The following is a 23,466-nucleotide window of genomic DNA, read 5'->3' on the forward strand; positions in this document are numbered from 1 at the left end:
ATAGATTGTTGTTGTTGAATCATTTGACTCACCTGCTCCCTTTAATACCTTTATTATACAGGAAAAAAGGTACAGCCTCCTCAGTTTTCTTGAGGGTCTATACCTTTTTAAGTATTAAAGGGACTTTTTCAGTGGCCTCCATTTTGTAGGGCTGTTTTTAGCGATTTATAGCTTTATTCGGAATCAATACAAGTTGGCGGTCTTATTCACGCCCCTGTGGGGTATGGCCTGGCTCTTGCTATCCTGAGCATAAGCCGCCTTGAGGAGTAGCCTGCGAAATGGTGAATGCAGAGTTAGCAACAGTAGGATAGCAGACTTGCAGAAATACCATGGTCGTAATATAACCAGGAACGCGAAAGATAAGTTATTCCTTGGAATCTGTAATAGGTTCTTACTACAGGTTGCAGCCAAAATGAAGGCTTTAATAATGACTCGGAGCATTGCATCAACCCCTTACTTCTGTTGGAAGCTCTGAGAAACTATTAGTAGATATTCGTTACTTTTTAGCTGATTTCCTGTTACTATGGTCATGGTAGGTTTTGGTTAATCAGGACATTCTTCCTTTTTGGTTGGTCGACAGCACTGTTGAGCCGGTGCTATTGGATGTGGTAGAATACGTATGAGGCAAAGTCTGGTATTATTAGTCAATCGCAAAACGTGAGATCTGCCTTGGTGAGTGGCGGTTGATAATCGATTTTGAGGAGTCTTTACATTGAATTGGCGCAGGAATCTTTGGACGTTAGCCTTTGCAGTAATGCTGTCAGGCTCGAGTTATACAATGGTTATACCATTTTTACCCCTGTATCTTCTTGATATCGGGGTAAGTCCGGAAAGTGTAAATATGTGGTCAGGTCTTATATTCTCAGTGACTTTTTTTGTTGCTGCCGTAATGGCTCCTTACTGGGGACGCTGCGCCGACAAAAGTGGCAGGCGGCGGATGATCATGCGGGCAGGATTTAGCCTGTCGGTTGTGTATCTCTTGGGGGCATTTGTCAGGAACCCGGTAGATCTGCTTGTTGTCAGGATACTTCAGGGTGTTGCCAATGGTTTTGTTCCGGCTTCAATGGCGATTGTGGCTGCATCAACACCGGAGGATAAAATGGGCTTCAGCTTAGGGATCATGCAAACCACCTTACTGATTGGCGGGATTTTAGGACCCGTATTAGGCGGGACTCTGTCCCATTTGTTTGGGATGCGTTTATCATTTGTGATTGCATCCATTATTATTTTTCTTGGTACGTTAATGGTAGGGTACTTGGTAACTGAGCCCGAAAGCTGCCAATCGCAATCAGAAGGCAGCATGCTGGACGATCTGAGGGTGGCTTTTAGTAATCGCAAGTTAGTAGCCATTCTGCTGTTACTCTTTTCAGTTCAGGCGGTGAGTATGATTTTGCAGCCCCTTATTACCCTGTACGTTGTACAATTACAAGGGCATACAGATGGGGTTGTTTTAACTGCAGGCCTTGTGTATAGTCTGGCAGGGGTGGCCGGTGCATTCTCTGCTCCGTTATGGGGGCGCATGGGCCAGCGAGCCGGTTTCTTAAAAGTACTGATGATTGCTTTTTTCGGCGCCGGTATCTTTAACCTTGGGCAATTTTTTGCAGACAATATTTACCAATTCAGCTTGTTACAATTTCTATATGGTTTATTTATCGTTGGTGTGTACCCTGCTATCAATACCATCGCAGTATCATGCAGTGATGCAAACTCACAAGGTCGAATCTTTGGTCTTACGACAACTGCAAACCAACTGGGAAGTATGGTAGGGCCTCTGATTGGCGGGGTAATTAGTTCCTGGATCGGGATCAAACCGGTATTTTTTTTTACTGGGGGAGTACTCCTGGCGTTAGGCGGAACGGTTTTATTAGCGGGCTTGGTTATGGCTGTAGCCCGTCATAAAGAGCAGCATTCTCAATGTTAAGGACATAAATGAAGCACTTGCAAAAAGCAAGTGCTTCATTTATGCCCAGAGACTGTTCTTTTGAGATGTGCTGGCTAAATACCACTGCCATCAAAAACAGGCACATAATCGGCTGACGCCGTTTTTCCCTTTTGAATAAAACAGTTTTCAATCCCCAGAGAGAGGGCATAGTCGATTAGCTTATTGTATTCCCAGGTGGTAAGGCGGCGATTGATCTCAGGATGGTTTGAGGCATGATAGAGCGGTGTATACTGGTTCATAAGGCTGATAAAGATGGTATTGCCAAAAGTCTGCCAAAGCCAGCTGAGAACATTGCGGCTGTCTGCCATTAACCCCGGCACGGCAAGGTGACGAACAATTACCCCTTTTTGCATGATTCCGGCAGCATCAAACACCGGTGGCCCGGCCAGGTCAACCATTTTAGTTATGGCCTGGCTGGCATAGGCAAAATAATCAGGGGCAGCTGAATAACGCACAGCATAGGTGTTATCGTAATACTTAAGATCAGGCAGGAAAATATCGACATGCTGCTTTAACGCGGTAATGGTTTCGATTGTTTCATACGCATTGGAGTTGTAGACAACAGGCAGTGAAAGACCGTTTTGTCTGGCGAGCGTAAGGGCTTTAATAATCTGGGGAACATAATGGGTAGGGGTAACAAGGTCGATATTGTGAGCGCCGCGGGCTTGTTGTTCCAGGAAGATTGCGGCCGCTGGTAACTTGTTGGCAGCAGCCTTCTTGACTGATTGTATGATTTTGGCAAAAAACGCAGCGTAGATTACAGTGTGAAAAGAATATTGTCCCGGCGCCTTTACTGGCGGAAAGGCAAGGCTCTTCCCAGTGATGCAGTGAGGCAAGTGCGGCAGAAGGCAAGAGACCTGCCTGACAAAAGCCTTTTTCACCGGAGAGTCGGTTAACCCGGCAGGCACGCGGGCAAAGAGTGCAGGATTTTAGCATCATGGATAAGCTCCTTAACTACTCGTAAAGTGTAAAGCAACAATCAATATCTTTTACAATATTATACATGGCTGTTGTAGTTTTCACTAGACCTCACTACTTGCCAAACATATGCCAACACCCTCTCACATATGGTAGTAACAAGGAAATATGTACCGGAGGGTATGACTATGTTAAATATCATTCTAGGACTAAGCATGCTGTTGGGCGGTATTTTTCTCATGCGCTATGGTCTGAAAAAAGCGTTATGGCATCGCTTACGTGGTGTGCTGGAGAAGCTGACCAAGACGCCCGGGAGAGGTCTGGTACTGGGGACAATCACTGCTGCTTTATTTCAAAGCAGTACAACTGTATGCCTCATTACAATTGGCCTGGTGAGCGCTGACTACATGTCTTTTCATCAAGCGCTGGGCATAATCCTGGGAGCCAATATTGGAACATGCTCCACAGTTCAGTTGGTAAGCTTATCGATCCCTGTAGACTATATACTCCCTTTGCTTTTACTCTCACTACTGCTGAGTATCTCAGGAAAACAGCGTTACGCCGGGCTGGCTCTTTCCGGCTTGCTCAGTATGTTTGCCGGGTTAGATTTGCTGGTAGCGGGTATTTCAAGTCTATCACAGTTGAGTGAGATGGCCGAGTATCTGGTTATGGCTAATTTCCAGCCGCTTTACGGCATTTGGGGCGGTGTCCTGGCAACATTGATGTTTCAATCCAGCAGCGCCGCTACAGTGCTCTTAATGCTGCTTGCTGATATGGGGCTTGTTGATATCAACACAGCCGCATATGTAATCTATGGCAACAACATCGGCTCATGCGTATCATCGGTTGTTTTTAGCGCGGCGGCACCTCTTGCCGCGAGGCGGGTTGCCATGTCCCATATTTTGTTGAATGTATTGGGTGTTATTATTTTTTTCCCTATGACGCCTTGGCTTATTGCGGCTGCCGGGTTTTTTACGGATAATTTCAGTGGCCAGGTAGCTGCGATTCATACCCTGTTTAACATTCTCTCCTCAATCATGGTATTACCGCTATTTAATCAGTTTGCCAATTTGATTTGCCTGCTCGTAGCAAAAAAGTGATAAGTGAAGCTATCGAATTTGTGCAAAACGTGAAACCTTATGAAATTACGTATATTCATAAAGAATGGGCTATTAGCATGCAGCCAATAGCCCATTCTTTTATTGATAATAACAAACAAACACCTAAGGAAATTGCCAAGGGGATTCGTTAGTATAGTCCGATTACGCGAATTTAGATCAGTTTAAATTGGTCCATGACGGAGAAGATAGCCATCGCGATCAGGAAAACGCCTGATAATGCTACACAGCCTACCACCCATGGCGCCATCCGGTATTCAGGCGGCAACACCTTCCGCTCGGCATAAATCTGAGCTAAGCACCACAGACCGCAAGATAATGCTCCGCCAAGGATTGAGCCAATCATTACGATTGTTACAACGTTGAAACCGGCCCAATTATACGCCAAGCCGCCGACGCACATGTACGCCCATACATATTTGGCAATGCCTGTCTTGCCTTTTTCACGTACCCATTTTGAAGCTGTTTTAAAAGATTCGTAACAAGTTGAAGGATACAGTTCGAAGATACTGGAAAGAACTCCCCATAAAGCGCACCATACTGCCAGCCAGTACAGGTACACCAATCCAGGGTGAATAACTGTCAGGAAGGCGCTTTGATACTCGAGCAATTTCATCCCTGAAGGTACCAGCTGTTGGGCATGAAGTACTGCTGCCCCGAGGGCGGTAAACACCACTGTAATGAGTAGCAGTGTGCCGAAACTGACAATAGTATCGATTTGTGCAGCTTTAAGCCAAGTATTAGCTTTGGCAAGTTCTTCCTTGCTAGTCGGTAGGGCGAATTGACCCTCGGTAATCCGTAGTTTTTCTTCAATCTCTTTTTGATTAGGTAGGCCCATTGCGCCCCAACCCTTATTCCGGTAGAGGCCCACATAACCGATATAATCATATGTACCGCCGCCGATAGCACCTACATAGGCGACCATTTCCATGCCGATACTTCGGCTGGCAACTGCCGGATATTTTGCAGCTACCCATGGCTCGTACGTTGGCATACTGGGAATAAGGCCGAGCAGAAGCTGACCCCAATCAGGATTAACAGCAAAGAGCGCAATGAAAGAGGTTAGTACTTTTGTTATAACAATATAGGTCTGGGTTGTTTCGACATGCTGATAAGTGCCGGAGGCAACCACAAGTAGTGTTCCAACAATATAAATTGTTGCCCATAAAGGTAGCGATAGCGAGCCACCGGTAAGGTACATTGTCATATTAGCCAGCAAGTTGGCTACGCCGCCGACCCATGAAGGCATGCTAAGTACTGCCAAGACACCAAGTAATATGGGAAACCAGTTCTTCGGACCAGGGAAAATTTGTCCCCAGCGAGTTACCGGATGTTCACCTGTTAACACAATATAACGGGTGCCGGTATAACTCATAAAACCTTTGGACAGCGCGCCTAAAAGCAGGCACCAAAGAATACCGTAGCCAAAAATTGCGGCGCCACGGGGCGCAAAGAACACTTCGCCGGAGCCCACGGTTGCTGAGGCAAGAATAACACCAGGACCTAAAAAACTGAGAAGGCCTTTCCAGCCTGATAATAGATTCCGGTCCGGATCGGGATAGCTAAACAGAGCTTCTTTGGGTTTTTCAGCCGGGATCGAAGTTCCGGGAGTTACGGGATTTCGATTTACTACAATTTCTGTGTCAGCCATGTTCACACCTCCAAATTTTCTAAGTGGCATCCAGGAGCTAATACTTCAGCTGCTTTCCCTCCCTTCTCATTGCTGGTGATGTCTCTATCAAATGTACCGCTTGACGGCATCTGAAGAGAGCATATGTGGAGTAGCAGGCGAGTCCTAAAGTGATCATTACAACCATACTTGGGGCGTAGATTAATAGGCCAACCGAAAGGACCCAACCAAATACTGCTATCCATTGCCAATTTTTTAGTAAGCGCTTATAGTATTGAAGCATTTTAGCAAGTTCTGTTTGAGCAGCATCTGGATTCAAAACTGGCCGTGAAGCGACCGTTGCATCTACTCTGTCTGCAGTATTTTTCTTGCATAATTTTTTTACGTAATATGCACCAAGTAGAAAAAACAAGGGGGCAAAAACTACATTATCTTTAAGAATTGCTAGTACGGTTAGCACAGTAAATCCGGCTATTGCGATACCTCGTGCTAAAATTTGACCGCGGGGCTGGTTTTTAATGTTTTGAAAAATCATTTCCTGATACTCCTTTCAAAAAAAAATTTGACTGGAATTTCTGAAAAAAGAAGGGCACGTGTACTTATTTTTAATTCACATATGAGAAATGAGTTCATAAATAAAGACAAAATTCACAGAACTGAGCAAAGAAGATAGAGAAAACAAAAAAAAGGAATTCATAAATATGAACATTGTTCAAAAACAAGAACGTTTAAATACCCCTTTCTTTAGGGGTACTCGAGAATGTTATTTTTTTCCATAAAGAACTTATCCAACATCTCTATTCAACGTAATTTGTTAAAATCCTCCAGATTAAATTAGATTTTTTAAAATATTATAAAAATAGTGAAATGTATTTTGGGTTTTAACGATCTAAATCAGGTAGAAGGAATTTTAGAATGCATAGCAAAGTATATAAATATTGCAGGTAGGTATTTGTTCCATAAAATGAACTTAGTTCATAAATTAGAACAAGCCAAATCTTTCTATGGAGGTACATATGAGAAATTACAACCAGGTTACCAATGAAACAGTAGCGGCTTTGAAAGCTATTGTTGGGGTGAAAAATGTCATTACAGACCCTGACAAACTTGTAGCTTATAGTCAAGATGAGGTGACTGACAGCCGTTATCAGCATGAACCGGAGGTCGTTGTTTTTCCAGAATCGGTATCGCAGATCGCTGAAATTATGAAGTTAGCCAACCGGGAATTAATTCCGGTTACGCCACGCGGGGCTGGCACAGGGTTGGCTGCTGGGGCTGCGCCGATGTATGGCGGGATTGTACTTTGCCTTGAAAAGATGAATAAAATTATAGAGGTTAATGCTGACCATATGTACATGGTAGTCGAACCTGGCGTAAAGACAGAGGATGTGCAAAAAGCAGCCAGTGAAGTTGGTTTACTATATGCGGGCGATCCTTCCAGCGGCGACAACTGCTTCATTGGCGGAAATATCGCGACCAACGCCGGCGGTAACAAAGCAGTTAAGTACGGAACAACACGTCATCAGGTATATTCTATTGAAATTGTGACACCCACTGGCGAGATTACTGAACTGGGTGGCTTGTTAAATAAGAGTACCTCAGGCTATTGCCTGGAGCAGCTATTAATCGGATCGGAAGGAACTCTGGGAATTATCACTAAAGCAACTTTGAAATTAATCCCATTGCCGCAGTATAAAATGGACTTACTCGCCGTATTCCCAGATGCGGAGACAGCCATTGACATTGTATATAAACTTATGAAAGACGGAATTGATCCTACATCACTTGAGTATATGGATAACGGTGCTGTAAATGTATGTGCCAGATATTTAAAAGAAAGTTTGCCTTATCAGGCAGAAGGCAACTATCTCATTATTACCATTGAATGCAATACTGAGGACGAAATCGATGAAAAAGCAGTCCGAATTGATGAAATCTGTAATGCTAATGGTGCGATTGCTACGCTTGTTCCTGATTCAAAGAAAATTTGGGCAGCCCGGAAAGCCTTTGGTGATGCCAACAGGGAAGAAAGTTTTATTCACAGTCCGGAAGACATGGTTGTTCCAGTTAAGCACTTGCCATATGCTATGAAAGAGTTTACCAAAATTTGTGAAAAACATTCGGCCCTTGGCCGTACGGTCAGCCATGCCGGGGACGGCAATGTGCACTTAACGATTCTCCAAGGCAGTATTCCAGCAGAAGAATGGCCGAGGAAAATTGATGAAATACTGCATGAATTGCTTGAGTTTACCTATAGTATCGGCGGGCGGATGTCTGGAGAACATGGTATTGGCTCCAAGCGGAAGAAGTGGATGCACAAGTTTACTGATCCAGTGCAGCTTAAGATTATGCAGTCAATCAAAAAAGCCATGGACCCTAATCTGATCCTGAATCCGGGCACTATCTTTGAGGCTGAGTAGTCAACGACATACTGGGCGGTGAAATTAGGTTATCTGAACTGGCGATTAAGATGAATTAATATGAGGTGAAAAATATGAAAAAAATTGGTGTCGTCGGACTAGGTATTATGGGAGAGCCCATGGCGGAGCACCTATTAAATGCCGGAAATGAAGTATTTGTCTACAACCGGACAGCCTGCAAGGCTGAGCACCTGGCAATGAAGGGCGCCGTTGTGTGCAGCACTCCTGCTGAGGTAGCACAGCACTGTGATGCCATAGTGGTTATGGTTAAAGCAGATGCTGAAGTTGAAGCTATGATTCTGGGCGCTAACGGGATACTAGAAGGAGCTCAGGCCGGTCTTATTATTTTAAATAGCAGTACCATTCTGCCCCAGACAAGTAAACGCGTGGCCCAGTTGGCCGCTGAAAAGGGCATTATTGTGCTGGATTGCCCGGTAACCGGCAGTGGTATCCAGGCCAGAGAAGCAAAATTGACCTTTATGGTTGGCGGTAATAGGGAAGCGTTTGAGCAATGCTTACCGCTATTTAACGTGATGGGTAAGCAGGCCGTGTATATGGGTGAAAGTGGGACAGGCTCTTATATGAAACTAGCCAATAATTCCTTAATGGCAATTAATCTATTATCGTTGGTAGAATCCCTCACAATGGCGTACAAAAGCGGGGTAGACCCGGAAATGTTCTTGGAGGTTGTAAATGGTGGCGGTGCCCGTAGCGCTGTGGCGGAGTCCAGAATCCCTAAAATAATCAAACGGGATTTTGTTCCTGCATTTTCAACCTCTATGCTATATAAAGACTTAGGCTTAATTTATGAGTTGGCCAGAGAACTCCAAGTTCCGACACCTGTGTTGGCTTCAGTTAGGGAAATGATCCATACTGCTGTTGTTAAGGGCTATGGAGATGAGGATGTTTGCAGTGTCATCAAATGCTATGAAGAATTGGCCGGAGTGGAAATAAAGAAATTGTAACTGGTTAAAAGGCCCGGCATTTTTTTTGAGACGTAGAGGATTTTGGCCGAACAACGTACAAGTACTATTAATCCGAGACTAAGCTGTTCCAATACTTCCATTTAATATCTGTGACCTTTAGGGTATAAGTAGGAAGTTAGAGCGGCTAAGTCCAACTGTAGCAAGCAAAGGAGGTAAGTATGAGCATTTATTCGCTTATGCCTTATAAAAATAAGGTCAAGGATAAGCTGGAGTCTGGTCAGGCCGTTAATGGAGTTTTTTACTGTAACGGAGGGCCGGCCTATGTCGAAATGCTAGGCTATTCGGGTCTTGATTTTGTTATCATTGATACTGAACATAGTTCTCACAATTTAGAGACTGTGGAAAATCTGATACGAGCCTCGGAAGTAAGCGGCATGGTACCAATTGTAAGGGTGCAAGAAAACTCCGAAGCTCTTATTAAGAAGGCCTTGGACATGGGCGCAGGGGGAATCATCGTTCCGCAGGTAAATACTGCAGCAGAGGCTAGGATGGCAGTACAAGCTGCCAAATTTGGCCCGCAAGGTGAACGTGGAGTAGCAGGGATAACTAGGGGGGCACGCTACGGATATGTTCCGTTAACTGATTTTGTTACTTACTCAAACAAGAACAGTCTAGTTTTTACTCAGGTAGAACACATTTCTGCAGTTCAAAACCTGGATGAAATTCTCAACGTTGACGGTCTTGATGGTATATTAATCGGGCCAACTGACTTATCGCAGTCTATGGGAATAACTGGTCATTTTGAAAATCCTGAATACTGTAGGACCGTTATCGATATTATTGAGCGCGGGGTAAAGGCCAAAAAGCGGGTAGGTATCTTCTGTCTGAATGCTGATCAAGCTCGGCAGTACCGGAATTTGGGTGCACAATTGCTGGCGGTATGTTCCGATAGTATGCTTTTTGTTTCTGCAGTTCGCAAATTGGCCGATGAGTTGGGCAAAAGCTAATTAAAAGTAGCCGTTATATGAGCAAGCTTGTAGACTTTGTCTACAAGCTTTTTAATTACTCCGGCCATATAAGCTTTTGAAACAGGTTGGCGCTTGATTAATAAGGCAAACTCAGTAGTCGTTTGATTACTATTGTCTGAATCTTTAAATTGGCAGTATATTATTTAATATCTGAAAATATTAAATATTGTATTGACTACTAACAAAAAAGATGGTAAGTTTTAATTAGGTTGATCACATATGCAAACTAAATTCACATATGTGAATTTAAGACAAAGCACTTCATCCCGACACCGGTATTGGCCTCGGTAGAAATAAAAAATTAAATAGATTTTATGAATGGAGATGGAGAAGTTGACATGGCGTAGTAAAGAATTTCTTGGTGATCCGTACAAAGGAGCTTTGGCCAGAGGGCTTTACCGGTCTATGGGTTATACTGATGATGACTTTGGTAAGCCGTTTATTGCTATCGTTAACACCTGGAATGACATTTGTCCTGGACATTATACCTTGCGAAATATCGCTGCTGCAGTCAGAGAAGGAATCAGGACGGCTGGCGGAACTGCGGTGGAATTTGGCACAATCGCCCCCTGCGACGGAATTGCCCAGTCACATACTGGAATGCACATATTCTGCCCAGCCGCGACGTTATAGCCAATAGCATAGAGTTGATGATCCAGGCACATATGCTTGACGGAATAGTTCTGCTGGGTTCCTGTGACAAGGTAGTTCCCGGCCTGCTGATGGCAGCCGCGCGAATCAATTTGCCTGCAATTTTAGTCAATAGTGGCCCAATGTATCCGGGAACTCACAAAGGTGTGCACATAGATGTCAATGCAACCCAAATACACCTTGGTAAATTTAAAAGTGGCGAAATCTCGGAAGAAGAATTTCGTCAGGTTGAGCGTTCTGCTTGTCCAACTCCTGGTTCTTGCACCATGATCGGTACTGCGAATACTATGTCGTGTCTGGCCGAGGCAATGGGGATGTCGTTAACCGGGTGTGGGACTATCCCGGCGGTTGATGCTGCTCGGATCAATATCGCCAAGGAGTCGGGGCGACGAATAGTGGAATTGGTCATGGAAAACGTCAAAGCGCGTGATATTATTACCCGGGATTCACTGTTAAATGCCGTCAGAGTAGGAATGGCTATTGGTGGTTCTACTAATCTGATTATGCACATTCTTGCTATTGCTCATGAAGCTGAGGCTCAGTTTAGTATTGATGATTATGAAGAACTCAGCGATTCTACACCCTATTTGGCTTCAATCATGTCAGCAAGTGAATATGATATGGTTGATTTTCACAACGCTGGCGGCGTGCCGGCTGTGATGAAACAATTACGTCAACTGCTTTGTAAGGGAGCGCTTACTGTAACTGGTAAAACGATTGACGAAAATGTGGCTGACTGTTTCATTAAAAACCAGGAAGTCATTCGTTCCATCGACCGTCCCTTTTTGCCTAACGGAGGAATTGCTATCTTAAAGGGTAACCTGGCCGCAGAATCTGCTGTGTGTAAACCGGCGGCCATGAAGGCCGATCGCCTTTGTCTGTCAGGTCCGGCCAAGGTTTTTGATAGTGAGGAAGACCTTGTTGCAGCTATTTATGCTAATGGTATTAAATCAAATGATATTATTGTGGTACGCTACGAGGGGCCTAAAGGTGGACCCGGTATGCGGGAGATGTATACTCCGCTTGAGTTGCTCGACGGGTACGGTCTTTCAGAGTCAGTCTTCTTAATCACTGACGGACGTTTCTCAGGTTCTAACCGTGGCGGATTTGTTGGTCATGTTTCTCCGGAAGCAGTCGAGGGTGGTGTGATTGCTGTTGTTCAAAACGGAGATTCTATCACTGTCGATATACCAAATCGTAAGATTACACTAGATATTTCAGATACAGAAATTCAAAAACGATTGGGTGAATGGAAAAAACCGGAGCCCAAGATTAAACACGGCTATCTGGCCACCTATGCCCGGATCGTCAAGTCTGCTCATTACGGGGCAATTATTGAATAGTCTCCATTTTAACAAATCTCGGAAGTAAGCGGCATGGTGCCGATTGTAATGGCAGTTTAGCTAGGATGTCAAAACCATGAAATTGACAGTATATTGCTTAGTATCTGAAAATATTAAATATTGTATTGACTACTAGCAAAAAAGATGGTAAGTTTTAGATAGAATGATCACATATATAAACTAATTTCACATATATGAATTTTAGTTGGAGGGCTTCCTATTTTAAAAGTAAATAAATCAGCGTCTAGGACTGTTGATATACTAAATTTGCTTGCTAAAAGCACAAAGCCATTGACTCAAATAGAGATTAGTGAGGCCTTGGCTCTGCCGAAAAGTAGTACCTATGAGCTAATTTACACTTTGCTGAAAAAAGGGGTTCTAGAGTTTGACAATGAAGATTTGAAGACCTTTAAGCTAAGTCTTAAGGTCTTTGAAATAGGAATGACCATTCTGGAAAAGACTGATTTTTATGGGATATCCCGGCCATTTCTTGAAGATTTGAGTGCAAAAACCGGCGAGACCGTCTTTCTGGCAATAGAAAATAATGGAATGATAGTATATGTGGATAGAGAAGAAAAAAATAGCTCCATAACTACGGTTCCCGGAGCAGGAACAAGAAGGCCTATGTACAGTACTGGCTTAGGTAAAGCCTTGTTGGCTACATATTCGGACCAACGCGTAAAAGAGATTTGGGAAATGACCGGCAAAACGACCAAGTACACTAAGAACACAATTTGCAATTACAACGATTTAATTAAAGATCTCAGGCAGACTCGTGAACGGGGCTATGCTATTGATAATCGTGAGATGGAAGACGAAATCTTTTGTGTTGCTGCCCCGATTTATGGACGCGCAGAAAAAGCAGTTGGCGTCTTGAGCGTAGCATCTATTTATCTAAAAATGGACGTCAAAAGGGTAGAACTGTTCGGTAAGATGACAATGGAGACTGCATTGGCCATATCCAAGAGAATTGGTTTTCGAAAAGATAGTATATACTTTGGTACTCAATGAGTCCTTTCTTTTTGTTCTGAACAATGAACAGTATTCATATATGTGAAACGATAAATAGGGACGCTGTAAAAGGAAAGAGAGTGTGGTAATAGTACCGTTTGACTAGCATCAAGTGAGTTTAGGCTGATGTTGCATATCACTCAAGTATTTTTTAAGAGGTGTTTTTAACGTGAGCAGAATAATTGTTCGCAATGATAGTTGCACTGGGTGCCGGAGCTGTCAAGTAATCTGTTCCATGCACCACCAAAGGAATATAGCACCTAGCGCTGCGCGAATCCGAATTAAAAGCAAATACCCTTGGATAGACCAACCCGTCGTTTGCCAACAGTGTAAAGCACCAAAATGCAAAGAAGCCTGTGCGGTAGAAGCCATCACAGCCGCTGGGGCAGTTCCGGTTGTAGATCAGGCGAAATGTACCGGCTGTTGGGAATGTGTAAAGGCCTGCCCATTTGGTGCCATTTGGGAAGATGTTAAAGCAGGGATACCGCTAGTCTGTGATACTTGCTCAGGAGAGTATCAGTGTGTGAAATGGTGTCAGCCCAAAGCCCTGACGTTGGGAGGAGATTGATTATGTTTGGCGGATATACTGGAAAGTTGCTGCGTGTTGACCTAACGCAAAAAACGCATACTGTTGAGACTATCCCTGAGGAATTAATTAAGAAGTATATAGGCGGCAAAGGGATTTCGGCCCGTCTTCTATATGACGAACTGCCGGCTGCGTGCGATCCGCTTGGTTCTGATAACTTGTTAGTCTTTGCCAACGGGCCGCTGACTGGAACACTGGCTCCTGCTTCATCGCGTGTTACAGTGAGTACTAAGAGCCCTCTTACCGGCGGTTGGCTTGATAGTAATTGCGGTGGATTCTGGGGGCCTGAGTTGAAATACGCAGGCTATGACGTACTCATGATCAAGGGGCGTGCAGCTGAGCCTTGTGTTTTAGTCATTGAGGACTCGAGTATCAAGTTTGATTCTGCATCAGAATTCCAGGGGTTTGATTGTGCCTGTACTGAAGAAGCGCTCAAAGAAAAATATGGTATAGATTACCGAATTGCGTGTATCGGCCCCGCCGGGGAGAAGAATTCACCCTTAGCCGCAATTATCGCTGAAGGCAGAGCCTTCGGCAGAGGTGGGCCGGGGGCCGTTATGGGAAGTAAAAATCTCAAGGCTATCGCTGTCCGGGGACATGGCAGTATTGCTATTGCCCAGTATGAACCTTTCTTGAGTGCAAATAAAGAGGCATTGAACGAAATAAGTATCAATCCTGATACTGGTGGCTCCCGCCCTAAGTACGGGACAAACAGTATTTTAAGTGCTATGGACATGCTGGGAATTCACCCGGTGAAGAATTTCCAGGGGGTGCCGTGGGACGGTGCGCCCCAGTTAAACGAAGATGTATTAGCCGACGAATATTATAACAAACACAAGGCTTGTTTTGCCTGCCCTATTCGTTGCAGTAAAGTATCGAGAGTGGATGCCGGAAAATATCGGGGGAGTGTTGTCGAAGGGCCTGAGTACGAAAATGCCTGGGGATTTGGTGCCCAGTGCGGTAACCCCGACCCTGGTGCGGTCATTGAGGCCGAACGGCTTTGTGATTTATACGGGCTAGATTCAGTATCCACAGGAAATGCCGTTGGTTTTGCCATGGAATGTTATGAACGCGGCCTCATTACAGAGCAACAAGTAGGATTCGCTTTAAAGTTTGGCGATGACGAGGCCATGATCAAGCTGATTCACTTGATGGGAAAAGGCGAAGGGTTTGGGAAGGTAATCGGCCAGGGGGTAAAGAGAGCCGCAGAGATCATCGGCGGCAATTCAGCCGATTTTGCAATGCATGTTAAGGGGATGGAGTTGCCTGCTTATGACCCCCGCGCTGTATTTGGTATGGGCTTAGCTTACGCTACGAGCGATCGGGGCGGCTGTCATCTGCGGGCTTGGCCGGTAGGTGCGGAAGTCTTGCAGACCAAGGGAAGATTAGACCCATTTAGTACCGAGTATAAAGCCGATCTTGTTAAAAGCCAGCAAGAGTGGTTTGCAATTATTGATTCGATCGGTATGTGCCTGTTTGCCACATTCGCATTAACGCCCAGGCAGGTCACCGCTCTCCTGAACACACTGACAGGCATACAACAATTTGAAAGTGCCGATTACTTGGTAACAGCGGGCGAACGAATTTACAATCTGACACGCTTATTTAATATTCGTGAAGGATTCGGCAAAAAAGACGATACATTACCCAGTCGGCTGCTAAACGAGCCGATGCCAAGCGGACCAGCTAAAGGAAACACCGTTGATCTTGAACCGATGTTAAAGGAATATTACTATATTCGGGGCTGGGATGAGGAAGGTATACCTAAAGAAGAAACCTTGGCTTCTTTAGGTCTAAAAAAATGAATGGAAAGGTTTCAGTACAGCTGCAATTTCTTGGTTCTTTTCGGGATCTGGCTGGCAAAAAGCATGACATTGTAGAAGTTGACGCTGACGTCACCAAAGCACTTTTAGAAATAGAGCAAATGCTTGGTTTTCATTGTAGTAACAGAATATCAGAGACTGAAGGTATCTTTATTAATGGCCGGCACGTTTGTTTTTTTATTGAACAAAATAAACCCCTGAAAGATGGGGATACCATAACATTTTTGCATCTTGTCGGTGGAGGTTAATTCGTAGATTGGGGGGCTTATATAATGTTTAAACCTGCTGGTGTTTATTCAGCAATGTTGACACCTTTTAAAGCGGATGGAAATATTAACGAAGACGTGCTGCGGCGTATGGTTGATTTCATGATCGCCAAGGGGCTGCATGGCCTGTTTCCAGTCAGCTCAGTAGGTGAGTTTGCTCATATATCGTTAGAACAGTGTTTTCAATGTATGGAGATAGTAGTCGATCAGGCAAAAGGCAGAGTGGCTATCACTCCTGGCGTTAGTTCGACTTGTGCTGAAAACTCTATAAAGTTAGCCCAAAAGGCAGAAAAATTGGGTTGTCAAGGTGTGGTAATCTGCCCGCCGTATTATTACCCGATCAGCCAAGAGAACATGGAGAGACATTTCGAGTTAGTGGCTGATTCGATTAATATCCCGGTTATCTTGTACAATATACCGCTGTTTGCTACCCCCATCTCCAATGATGTGGTTAAACGACTGAGTCGCCGGGACAATATTGTAGGTATGAAAGACTCAAGCGGAAGCATGGTCGAACTCATGCACTATATGGATAAAGTACGGCTGACAGGGTCTGATATGAACTTTTTAGTTGGCCGCGAGGAGATATTAGCTCCTGCTCTCACAGTTGGTGCAAGTGGCTGTATGACCGCCTCTTCGGGGATTATCCCGGAGATTATGGTGGGGATTTGGGATGCTTATCATGCTGGAGATTATGCTAAGGCCAATCGCATCCAAATTGCTATGCTGCCTTTTATCCGGGCTATGTTTGCTGCACCATTTCCGATCGGCTTTAAGGCAGCTCTTGAAATGCGCGGCTTCGACATGGGCCCGCATAAACAGCCATTGTCTGCTGCTGAAGAGTTCAACTTAAGTGGGGTCAAAGCCAGGATAAAAAATATACTGCAAGGTTTACTGGAGTTTATTCAAAAGGAAGGGTTGGATAAAGAGAAGTAATAAAATCGCAGAAAGGAGGGGCGTTCAGGCAAAATATATAAAGCAAAATGAATACCAAAAGCAAACTGATCCCGGGCTAACAATACCGGCGAAAGCAAGCCTAGAGCTAAACGTAGAAGTTGGGACCGGGAGTCCACCCGCTGAGTTTGATGCACTTTTCACGCTACGGTTTCGTCATAGAGCATTACGGCATGTACATTATCTCCGCAATGCTCCATGGCCGCTAATCTCCGAATATTCCATCTATCATAGCCGGCAGCGGGCCAATGAGGACCTGGAAAATTCAAGAATACTAACATTTTGTTAGTCAAGGAGGGTATTATCAATATGCAATCTTTAATGAATAGGCAACAACTGGCCGATCTTGCAATGGATAAAGCTCAAAAAAAACTGGTACCTTTTATTTTGCTGATGTACGTACTAGCATTTCTGGATCGGGCCAATATAGGTTTTGCCAAACAAGCGTTTCAGCTTGACACTGGTATAAGTGATGCGGCCTTTGCCTTTGGTGCTGGCATATTTTTCTTAGGATACGCTGTTTTTGAGGTACCAAGCAACATCATCATGCACCATGTTGGCGCACGGATGTGGTTGGCTCGTATTATGATTACCTGGGGTCTGGTGGCTGCTGGTTTTGCCTGGGTATCAACGGAAACGTCGTTCCTGGCTCTTCGCGTTTTGCTGGGCATCTGCGAGGCCGGCTTTTTCCCGGGTATTATCTACTATTTAACTTTCTGGTTTACCTCAAGCCGTCGTAGCTCTGTTATGGGCCTGTTTTATTTTGGTGCTCCTCTGTCCTTTATTTTTGGCTCTCCGCTTTCCGGGCTACTTATGGACATGGATGGTGTGCTTGGCGTTCATGGCTGGCAATGGATGTTCGCAGTGGAAGGTCTGTTGGCTACAGTAGTGGGAATATGGGCCTTATCGTACCTTGTCGATAGACCTAAAGATGCTCAATTCATACCGAATGAAGAAAAGCAAGCTCTTATTGCCGAATTGGAAGAGGAAAATGCTAATAAACCGCAGGGACATGTTAGTCCGCTGAAGGTTCTCGGCAATCCCAAGGTTTTGTTTTTGTGTGCTACCTACTTCATGATTCAAATCAGCGTGTACGGTGTCACGTTCTACCTGCCCACGCAGGTGGCTGCAATGATGGGGAAAAAAGTTGGGTTTGCAGTCGGTGTAGTGAGTGCTATTCCCTGGGTCTGTGCATTAATTGCCAACGCTACCATTCCACGGTATTCTGACCGGTCAGGAAAACGGGGCATTCTTGCTGCCGCACTCATGTGTTTCGCCGGGCTGGGAGTTATTGCTTCGGCAACAGGTTCACCGGTGATTGGGGTTGCGGCGTTGAGTCTGGCAACCGCCGGATACTTTTCCTGTCAGCCTGTTTTCTGGACTATGCCTACCCGATTTCTGAGCGGTGTAGCAGCTGCCAGTGCAATTGCCTTAATTAACTCTGTCGGTAACCTGGGGGGATTTATTGCTCCCAACTTACGTGTTTGGGCTGAAAAAGCCTTCAATAATCCTTCTGCTGGACTGTATGCACTTGGTTCGGCGGCCTTCATCGGAGCTGTGCTCTTCCTGCTCTCCATTCCTCTTGGCATTGGTAATAATACACCGGTATTAGAATCGAAAGACGCTCCTGGAAAAGGAACGCAGCATACAGTATAGGCATTAACTTCTCGCCAATGTCTTATACCCAACTTTTATCCGGGGGTGTTCATTATATGAACACCCCCGGATAGAGTTTTACTTGCTTAATGGATAATTGTTTTTTTGAGTAAATTTGCGGTATTATGTAATAGATAGAATATTACAATCGCCTGTGCACTGAACGGGAAAGAGGTCGACCTGTGAAGATAACAATCATTGCTCCGCTTGAAAGCATTGTTAATACTGCGTATGAAGTGTTAAGAAGTGAAAAATTTAATTGGCAAGGGGAAGTTGAAGTAGTATCAGGGGACTTAGAGTCTGGATTGGAACAGGCTTATCTTGCAGTTAAAGGTGGCACAGATGTCATTATCAGCCGCGGGGGAACTGCAACCTTGATTTCACACCACATTCCTATTCCTGTAGTCGAAATCCAGGTTACCGCTTTTGATATTCTCCAGTCGCTACAATGTATTAATAAGGTTCATGGTACTGTAGGGGTTGTATTCACCAGACGGTTTTTATTTGAGTGTGAAAAACTCGGGAAACTGATCGGCGTTCCTATCCGTGAGTATTTTATAGAAAACGAGACTATGCAGCAAGATATTATTTGTGAAGCTATTAATGACGGTATTGAAACATTTTTAGGAGATGGGTACTCAGTCAACTTACTATTGCAGCAAGGTTTGCGGGCATATCCTATTGAATCCAGCACCGATGCTGTGGCTAAAGCCATTAACGAAGCGGTTAGTCTTGCCAGAGTTCGCCGCAAAGAACAGGAAAAGGCAGAGCTTTTTCGTACGATTATTGATCTTTCCGCAGAGGGAATTGTCGCTATTGACAGTATGGGGTATGTAACCACATTCAATCCAGTATCCGAGCAAATTTTTCAGGTTCCAAGCGCCAATGCAGTAGGCCGGTACATTGGCGAGCTTGTTCCGGATGACAAGTTAAGGGCGTGCCTAACTGGTGAAACTTGTGATAACGAAGATGTCAAGTTTATTGGCGACCGGGTGTATGCGGTCAAGCGCATTCCCATCAAGGTGAATGACGAGGTCGTGGGAGCCATAGCTAATCTTCAGGACGTTACACAGTTGCAGCGATTTGAGCAAGTTGTGCGACAAAAGCTTAATAAGAAAGGTCTTGTGGCAAAATTTCATCTCGAGCAAGTGGTTGGCTCTTCCCAAGCCTTCAGGGCCGTGAAGGATCGTGTCCGTCAATATGCCGGCACTGACACAACGGTGTTAATTACCGGCGAATCAGGGACCGGTAAGGAGCGAATGGCGCAAAGTATTCACAATTTAAGCAGTCGGAAAAATGGTCCCTTTGTTGCTGTCAATTGTGCTGCTTTACCGGAAACACTGTTGGAGAGTGAACTGTTTGGTTATGAGGATGGTGCATTTACCGGTGCGAAAAAGGGCGGCAAAGCAGGGCTGTTTGAACTTGCTCATGGCGGCACAATTTTTTTAGATGAAATTGGTGAAATTCCGTTGCCGTTACAAGCCAGATTGCTACGGGTTTTGCAGGAGAAAGAAGCCATGCGGTTGGGCGGAGACAAAGTGATTCCTGTGGATGTACGTATATTGGCTGCTACGAATCAAGAGTTAATGAAGCTGGTAGAAAAAAGAGAGTTTCGTGCTGATTTATATTATCGTTTAGATGTTCTCCGGCTGCATATTCCGCCGTTACGAGACCGGCCGGAAGATATACCAGAGCTAGTACAGCATTTTTTGAAAAAATATTCGGGCAAGATCGTTGGCGTCACAGATGAGGGTATACAGTTGCTGCAAAGATATCCATGGCGTGGTAATATAAGGGAATTAGAAAATGTTATAGAACGTTTGGCTTTATTGGTCAGGGGGCAAAGAATCGAGGCAAAGGATGTCAGCCAGGAACTTTGTGATTGCGGGTTTTTGTCAAACATCGAGCTGCCTAAAACAAAAGACAGTCTCGATTTATGTGAGAAACAAAAAATTGAGCAAATACTGCTGGAAGAGAAATATAATTATACTCAGGCTGCAAAACGGTTAGGGGTTAGCCGTACTACCCTCTGGCGGAAACTGAAGGAGTGGGAGCGGTCCCATTCATAGACTATCATATTAACAAACTGTTCAGGGCGCATTGTTGCAAAATGTAACAATGCGCTCTTTGCTTTTGTGATTTTGAATGGCACTTATACGTATAAGTGCCAGCCAAATTGGATTTCTTTAGGTGATCTGGCACGATTACCTTGTTTATTTAATTTGGCACGATAATTGCAAATATTTTATAGCAAATCTGCTACATCACATCAGGAGGAGAAAGAAGATGAGTAAGCCTCAAGCAATCGTAATGAAGCCGAGCGACAATGTGGCAACAGCAACACAAGAAATTATTGCAGGCACAAACGTTATGGTAAATATTGATGGGTCCGTTGTTGGTATTCACGTTACAGAGCCAATTCCTTTTGGTCATAAGTTCGCGATCAGAAATATTTCCGCAGGTGAAAAGATTATAAAATACGGTGAAGTCATCGGGGAGGCCACCATGAACATCGATCCCGGACAGCATACCCATGTCCACAATTTTGGTGGATGCCGCGGCCGTGGGGATTTATAAGCAGAGAGTCAGGTGTTTAGTTAGTGAGGAACATTCTATAACTATAATTACAACAGGAGTGGAGTGAAAATATGGAATTTATGGGATATCGCCGCCCGGACGGGTCGGTTGGGATTCGCAATCATGTGTTAGTTATACCTACTGTAGTTTGTGCAAACCAGGTAGCCAGGGGTATTTCCCATACAGTTAAGGGGAGCGTATGGGTTGAACATCAGCATGGCTGCTCTCAACTTGCACCAGATGCAGCCCAGACCGCCCGGGTATTTATCGGACATGGAACTAACCCCAACGTATTTGGTGTGGTAGTAGTTGGATTGGGCTGTGAAGTTGTACGGGCTCAAGATGTAGCGGCAGAGATTAAAAAGCAATGTCCTCATAAGCCTGTCCATTGCGTCATTATTCAGGACGCTGGTGGATCGTATAAAGCAATTTCTGAAGGTGCTATTGAAGCACATAAAATGGTTGAACAAGCATCAATGCTTGTTCGTGAACCGATTGATGTAGCTGAATTGATTTTAGGAACAGAATGCGGGGGGTCTGACGCCTGTTCCGGGCTCTCAGCTAATCCGGCATTAGGTGCAGCGAGTGATCTGCTGATTGATGCCGGAGGCACTTCCATTTTATCTGAAACACCGGAGCTTATTGGGGCTGAACACATCATTGCAGGCAGAGCCATTAATGAAGACGTTGCTAACCGCTGTTACGCAACCATTAAGGCATTTGAAGATTCCGCCAACGCCATCGGGGTTGATATGCGTGGTGGTAATCCTACACCAGGAAATATCGAGGGTGGCTTATCATCCATAGAAGAAAAATCTCTGGGTTGTGTTTACAAGGGTGGAACCAGGCCCCTTGTGGATGTTATCGGTTATGCCGAGAAGATTTCCAAAAAGGGACTCGTTTATATGGATACGCCTGGCAATGATATCGAACAACTAACAGGGATGGCTGCAGGTGGGTGTCATATATGCGTCTTTACTACAGGACGGGGAACGCCTACCGGTTCGGCGATTGTTCCAACGATAAAAGTCGCGTCAAACACCGCTATGTATAACAAAATGAAAGATAATATCGATATTAACGCAGGAACAGTTGTTGATGGCGAGGAAACGATCCAACAGGTTGGACAACGCATTTTAGAAGAAATGGTTCGCGTGGCTTCCGGAAAAATGACTAAGTCTGAAATTCTTGGGCATAATGACTTTGGCATTCAGCGTATAGGTCCTACCCTATAAGTATATTAGCTGCCGACTTGGAAATCGTATCGATTCGGAATGGATCGGTACGATTTTTTTTCTTTGCTATTTAGTTTTCGTGCATTCCATTTCTTTTCATTACTCATCTTAGCGGAAAATTAGTAGTAAAGAAATGGAGTTTACGCTAAAGACTGACAGGAAAAAGCAAATTACTGTAGAATCACACATTGTTAAACACATCAACGCAATAACTATTTGACGGAGGATTTATGAGTAATAGTAAACCGGCAATCGTAAAATCGGCATCACGGGCTCTGGATATTATCGAGTTTGTGGTGAAATGCCCTAAGCCACCCACCTTCACTGCCATCTTAGAGCATATGGATATACCCAAAAGCTCACTTTCTTATCTCCTGCAAGATTTACAAAACCGGGACTATCTGCAGATTGATACCGAAACGAGGGTATATTATCCGGGGCTAAAGCTAATTCAAGTCAGTGCGGCATGTATGAATAATACCAATATTTCCCGAGAAATTTGGCAAGGCACTAAGAATTTGAGTGATGCATTGGGAGAAACTGCCCATGCAGCTATCCTTGAAGGACGGCATGCGGTTTATATTGCTAAGTGTCAGGGCACCAAAGATCTTAGCGCTGTAACAAACATAGGGTTCAGAATTCCGGCGCATACGACCGGGGTAGGGAAGGTACTGCTGTCTTCATTGAGTGAAGAAGAGTTGGCATCGCGTTTCAACAATGTTGAACTGGAACGATATACAGAAAAGACGATAGTATCTTACCCGGAATTATTGGTGGAGCTCAAGAAAATCGCGAAACAAGAGTACGCTATAGACGACCAGGAGATCATTCCGGGAGGGGTCTGCGTGGCTGCCCCAATATATGACAAAGCTCACAAAATGATTGCCGCTATCAGCGTTACAGTGCCGGTAATACGGCTTACCGACGATTTCTTGCAAGAGGTAGTTAAAAAAGTCCGGGCCGCAGGAGCCAATGTATCAATGCGTCTGGGAAGAACGTAAAAGAAACAAAATATTTTCAAAATAGTTAATATCTTAGCAGGAGAATGGACTAAAAGGTAGTATATAACTAATATGTAATGATTTTCTTAGTTCTGTATTGTGAACTCAGTTCTTAATTAAGAACTGAGTTGCGGAGCAGAGAGGTACTTTTGCTATTAAGGCAAAGCTATTCAAACGGTGCTGCAGTTTATCTTTCAAATAGTCGCAGCCTGATGAGAGGTGTAGCGTTCTAACAGTAAACATTTCAATTTCATGTTCTTTATATTGAACTTGGTTCTTAAACATGAACATCAATTGTGTTATGGCCTTATTGCGGTGATGACAAGGTCGCCCAAAATGCATAGGAGGTTGTTGGCTTTAAATCCGAAAGAGGAGGGCACA

The 23,466-nt window shown here is 44.5% G+C and carries 18 protein-coding genes and 1 pseudogene; 16 read left to right on the plus strand and 3 right to left on the minus strand.

The features are described from left to right. Nucleotides 1-712 precede the first annotated feature (712 nt). Complete coding sequence (locus VN447_RS21555) at nucleotides 713-1,921, plus strand: MFS transporter (RefSeq protein WP_325528216.1); 1,209 nt, start codon at nucleotides 713-715, stop codon at nucleotides 1,919-1,921. A gap of 74 nt (nucleotides 1,922-1,995) precedes the next feature. Here VN447_RS21555 and VN447_RS21560 read toward each other — a convergent pair whose 3' ends face one another. After that, a complete protein-coding gene (locus VN447_RS21560; RefSeq protein ID WP_325528218.1) occupies nucleotides 1,996-2,823 on the minus strand; it encodes a radical SAM protein in 828 nt (275 codons plus the stop codon). Between the two features lie 225 nt (nucleotides 2,824-3,048). Between VN447_RS21560 and VN447_RS21565 the strand changes: the two genes are divergently transcribed. Further along, nucleotides 3,049-3,960, plus strand: coding sequence for a Na/Pi symporter (locus VN447_RS21565; protein WP_325528219.1), 912 nt, complete (start codon nucleotides 3,049-3,051; stop codon nucleotides 3,958-3,960). A gap of 172 nt (nucleotides 3,961-4,132) precedes the next feature. Here VN447_RS21565 and VN447_RS21570 read toward each other — a convergent pair whose 3' ends face one another. Continuing rightward, nucleotides 4,133-5,629, minus strand: a complete 1,497-nt coding sequence (locus VN447_RS21570) for an Nramp family divalent metal transporter (RefSeq protein ID WP_325528221.1) — start codon at nucleotides 5,627-5,629, stop codon at nucleotides 4,133-4,135. A gap of 37 nt (nucleotides 5,630-5,666) precedes the next feature. Next, nucleotides 5,667-6,143: a hypothetical protein gene (locus VN447_RS21575; RefSeq protein ID WP_325528223.1), complete on the minus strand. Its 477-nt coding sequence runs from the start codon at nucleotides 6,141-6,143 to the stop codon at nucleotides 5,667-5,669. Nucleotides 6,144-6,624: 481 nt separating this feature from the next. On the opposite strand from VN447_RS21575, the gene VN447_RS21580 reads away from it, so the two are divergent. From VN447_RS21580 to VN447_RS21645, 14 genes and pseudogenes are all read left to right on the plus strand, one after another. Further along, a complete protein-coding gene (locus VN447_RS21580) occupies nucleotides 6,625-8,028 on the plus strand; it encodes an FAD-binding oxidoreductase (protein WP_325528225.1) in 1,404 nt (467 codons plus the stop codon). A 74-nt stretch (nucleotides 8,029-8,102) separates the two neighbouring features. Continuing rightward, nucleotides 8,103-8,993 carry an NAD(P)-dependent oxidoreductase gene (locus VN447_RS21585; RefSeq protein WP_325528227.1) on the plus strand — a complete coding sequence of 297 codons (891 nt, stop codon included), beginning with the start codon at nucleotides 8,103-8,105 and terminating at the stop codon, nucleotides 8,991-8,993. Nucleotides 8,994-9,172: 179 nt separating this feature from the next. Next, a complete protein-coding gene (locus VN447_RS21590; RefSeq protein WP_325528229.1) occupies nucleotides 9,173-9,961 on the plus strand; it encodes an HpcH/HpaI aldolase family protein in 789 nt (262 codons plus the stop codon). A 426-nt stretch (nucleotides 9,962-10,387) separates the two neighbouring features. After that, nucleotides 10,388-11,976 (plus strand): annotated as a pseudogene (gene ilvD / locus VN447_RS21595) (dihydroxy-acid dehydratase). A 219-nt stretch (nucleotides 11,977-12,195) separates the two neighbouring features. Further along, nucleotides 12,196-12,987 (plus strand): IclR family transcriptional regulator, encoded by a 792-nt coding sequence (locus VN447_RS21600; RefSeq protein ID WP_325528299.1) that lies wholly within the window; start codon nucleotides 12,196-12,198, stop codon nucleotides 12,985-12,987. Between the two features lie 169 nt (nucleotides 12,988-13,156). Next, nucleotides 13,157-13,555: a 4Fe-4S dicluster domain-containing protein gene (locus VN447_RS21605; RefSeq protein WP_325528231.1), complete on the plus strand. Its 399-nt coding sequence runs from the start codon at nucleotides 13,157-13,159 to the stop codon at nucleotides 13,553-13,555. A 2-nt stretch (nucleotides 13,556-13,557) separates the two neighbouring features. Beyond that, the gene (locus tag VN447_RS21610; RefSeq protein WP_325528233.1) at nucleotides 13,558-15,378 is read left to right on the plus strand and encodes an aldehyde ferredoxin oxidoreductase family protein; all 1,821 of its coding nucleotides are present in this window, start codon (nucleotides 13,558-13,560) and stop codon (nucleotides 15,376-15,378) included. Further along, a complete protein-coding gene (locus VN447_RS21615; RefSeq protein ID WP_325528235.1) occupies nucleotides 15,375-15,644 on the plus strand; it encodes a MoaD/ThiS family protein in 270 nt (89 codons plus the stop codon). Before VN447_RS21610 ends, VN447_RS21615 begins: the two co-directional genes overlap by 4 nt. A 24-nt stretch (nucleotides 15,645-15,668) precedes the next feature. Continuing rightward, on the plus strand, nucleotides 15,669-16,598 hold the full coding sequence (locus VN447_RS21620) for a dihydrodipicolinate synthase family protein (protein WP_325528237.1): 930 nt from the start codon (nucleotides 15,669-15,671) through the stop codon (nucleotides 16,596-16,598). Between the two features lie 327 nt (nucleotides 16,599-16,925). Beyond that, nucleotides 16,926-18,272, plus strand: coding sequence for an MFS transporter (locus VN447_RS21625; RefSeq protein WP_325528239.1), 1,347 nt, complete (start codon nucleotides 16,926-16,928; stop codon nucleotides 18,270-18,272). 182 nt (nucleotides 18,273-18,454) lie between these two features. Then, nucleotides 18,455-20,341 carry a sigma 54-interacting transcriptional regulator gene (locus VN447_RS21630; RefSeq protein WP_325528241.1) on the plus strand — a complete coding sequence of 629 codons (1,887 nt, stop codon included), beginning with the start codon at nucleotides 18,455-18,457 and terminating at the stop codon, nucleotides 20,339-20,341. A 217-nt stretch (nucleotides 20,342-20,558) separates the two neighbouring features. Continuing rightward, the gene (locus tag VN447_RS21635) at nucleotides 20,559-20,849 is read left to right on the plus strand and encodes a UxaA family hydrolase (RefSeq protein ID WP_325528243.1); all 291 of its coding nucleotides are present in this window, start codon (nucleotides 20,559-20,561) and stop codon (nucleotides 20,847-20,849) included. 71 nt (nucleotides 20,850-20,920) lie between these two features. Beyond that, on the plus strand, nucleotides 20,921-22,084 hold the full coding sequence (locus VN447_RS21640; protein WP_325528245.1) for a UxaA family hydrolase: 1,164 nt from the start codon (nucleotides 20,921-20,923) through the stop codon (nucleotides 22,082-22,084). A 230-nt stretch (nucleotides 22,085-22,314) separates the two neighbouring features. Next, nucleotides 22,315-23,085: an IclR family transcriptional regulator gene (locus tag VN447_RS21645; RefSeq protein ID WP_325528247.1), complete on the plus strand. Its 771-nt coding sequence runs from the start codon at nucleotides 22,315-22,317 to the stop codon at nucleotides 23,083-23,085. The last annotated feature ends 381 nt before the right edge of the window (nucleotides 23,086-23,466 follow it).

It is taken from the genome of Sporomusa sp. (assembly GCF_035561155.1).
Lineage (GTDB): Bacteria > Bacillota > Negativicutes > Sporomusales > Sporomusaceae > Sporomusa.

Excerpts from the sequence above, each read along its gene's own strand:
- VN447_RS21585 (WP_325528227.1), top strand. The coding sequence starts at position 8,103 with ATGAAAAAAATTGGTGTCGTCGGACTAGGTATTATGGGAGAGCCCATG.
- VN447_RS21615 (WP_325528235.1), top strand. The coding sequence starts at position 15,375 with ATGAATGGAAAGGTTTCAGTACAGCTGCAATTTCTTGGTTCTTTTCGG.
- VN447_RS21610 (WP_325528233.1), top strand. The coding sequence starts at position 13,558 with ATGTTTGGCGGATATACTGGAAAGTTGCTGCGTGTTGACCTAACGCAA.
- VN447_RS21580 (WP_325528225.1), top strand. The coding sequence starts at position 6,625 with ATGAGAAATTACAACCAGGTTACCAATGAAACAGTAGCGGCTTTGAAA.
- VN447_RS21620 (WP_325528237.1), top strand. The coding sequence starts at position 15,669 with ATGTTTAAACCTGCTGGTGTTTATTCAGCAATGTTGACACCTTTTAAA.
- VN447_RS21590 (WP_325528229.1), top strand. The coding sequence starts at position 9,173 with ATGAGCATTTATTCGCTTATGCCTTATAAAAATAAGGTCAAGGATAAG.
- VN447_RS21635 (WP_325528243.1), top strand. The coding sequence starts at position 20,559 with ATGAGTAAGCCTCAAGCAATCGTAATGAAGCCGAGCGACAATGTGGCA.
- VN447_RS21625 (WP_325528239.1), top strand. The coding sequence starts at position 16,926 with ATGCAATCTTTAATGAATAGGCAACAACTGGCCGATCTTGCAATGGAT.
- VN447_RS21565 (WP_325528219.1), top strand. The coding sequence starts at position 3,049 with ATGTTAAATATCATTCTAGGACTAAGCATGCTGTTGGGCGGTATTTTT.
- VN447_RS21640 (WP_325528245.1), top strand. The coding sequence starts at position 20,921 with ATGGAATTTATGGGATATCGCCGCCCGGACGGGTCGGTTGGGATTCGC.
- VN447_RS21570 (WP_325528221.1), bottom strand. The coding sequence starts at position 5,629 with ATGGCTGACACAGAAATTGTAGTAAATCGAAATCCCGTAACTCCCGGA.
- VN447_RS21575 (WP_325528223.1), bottom strand. The coding sequence starts at position 6,143 with ATGATTTTTCAAAACATTAAAAACCAGCCCCGCGGTCAAATTTTAGCA.
- VN447_RS21645 (WP_325528247.1), top strand. The coding sequence starts at position 22,315 with ATGAGTAATAGTAAACCGGCAATCGTAAAATCGGCATCACGGGCTCTG.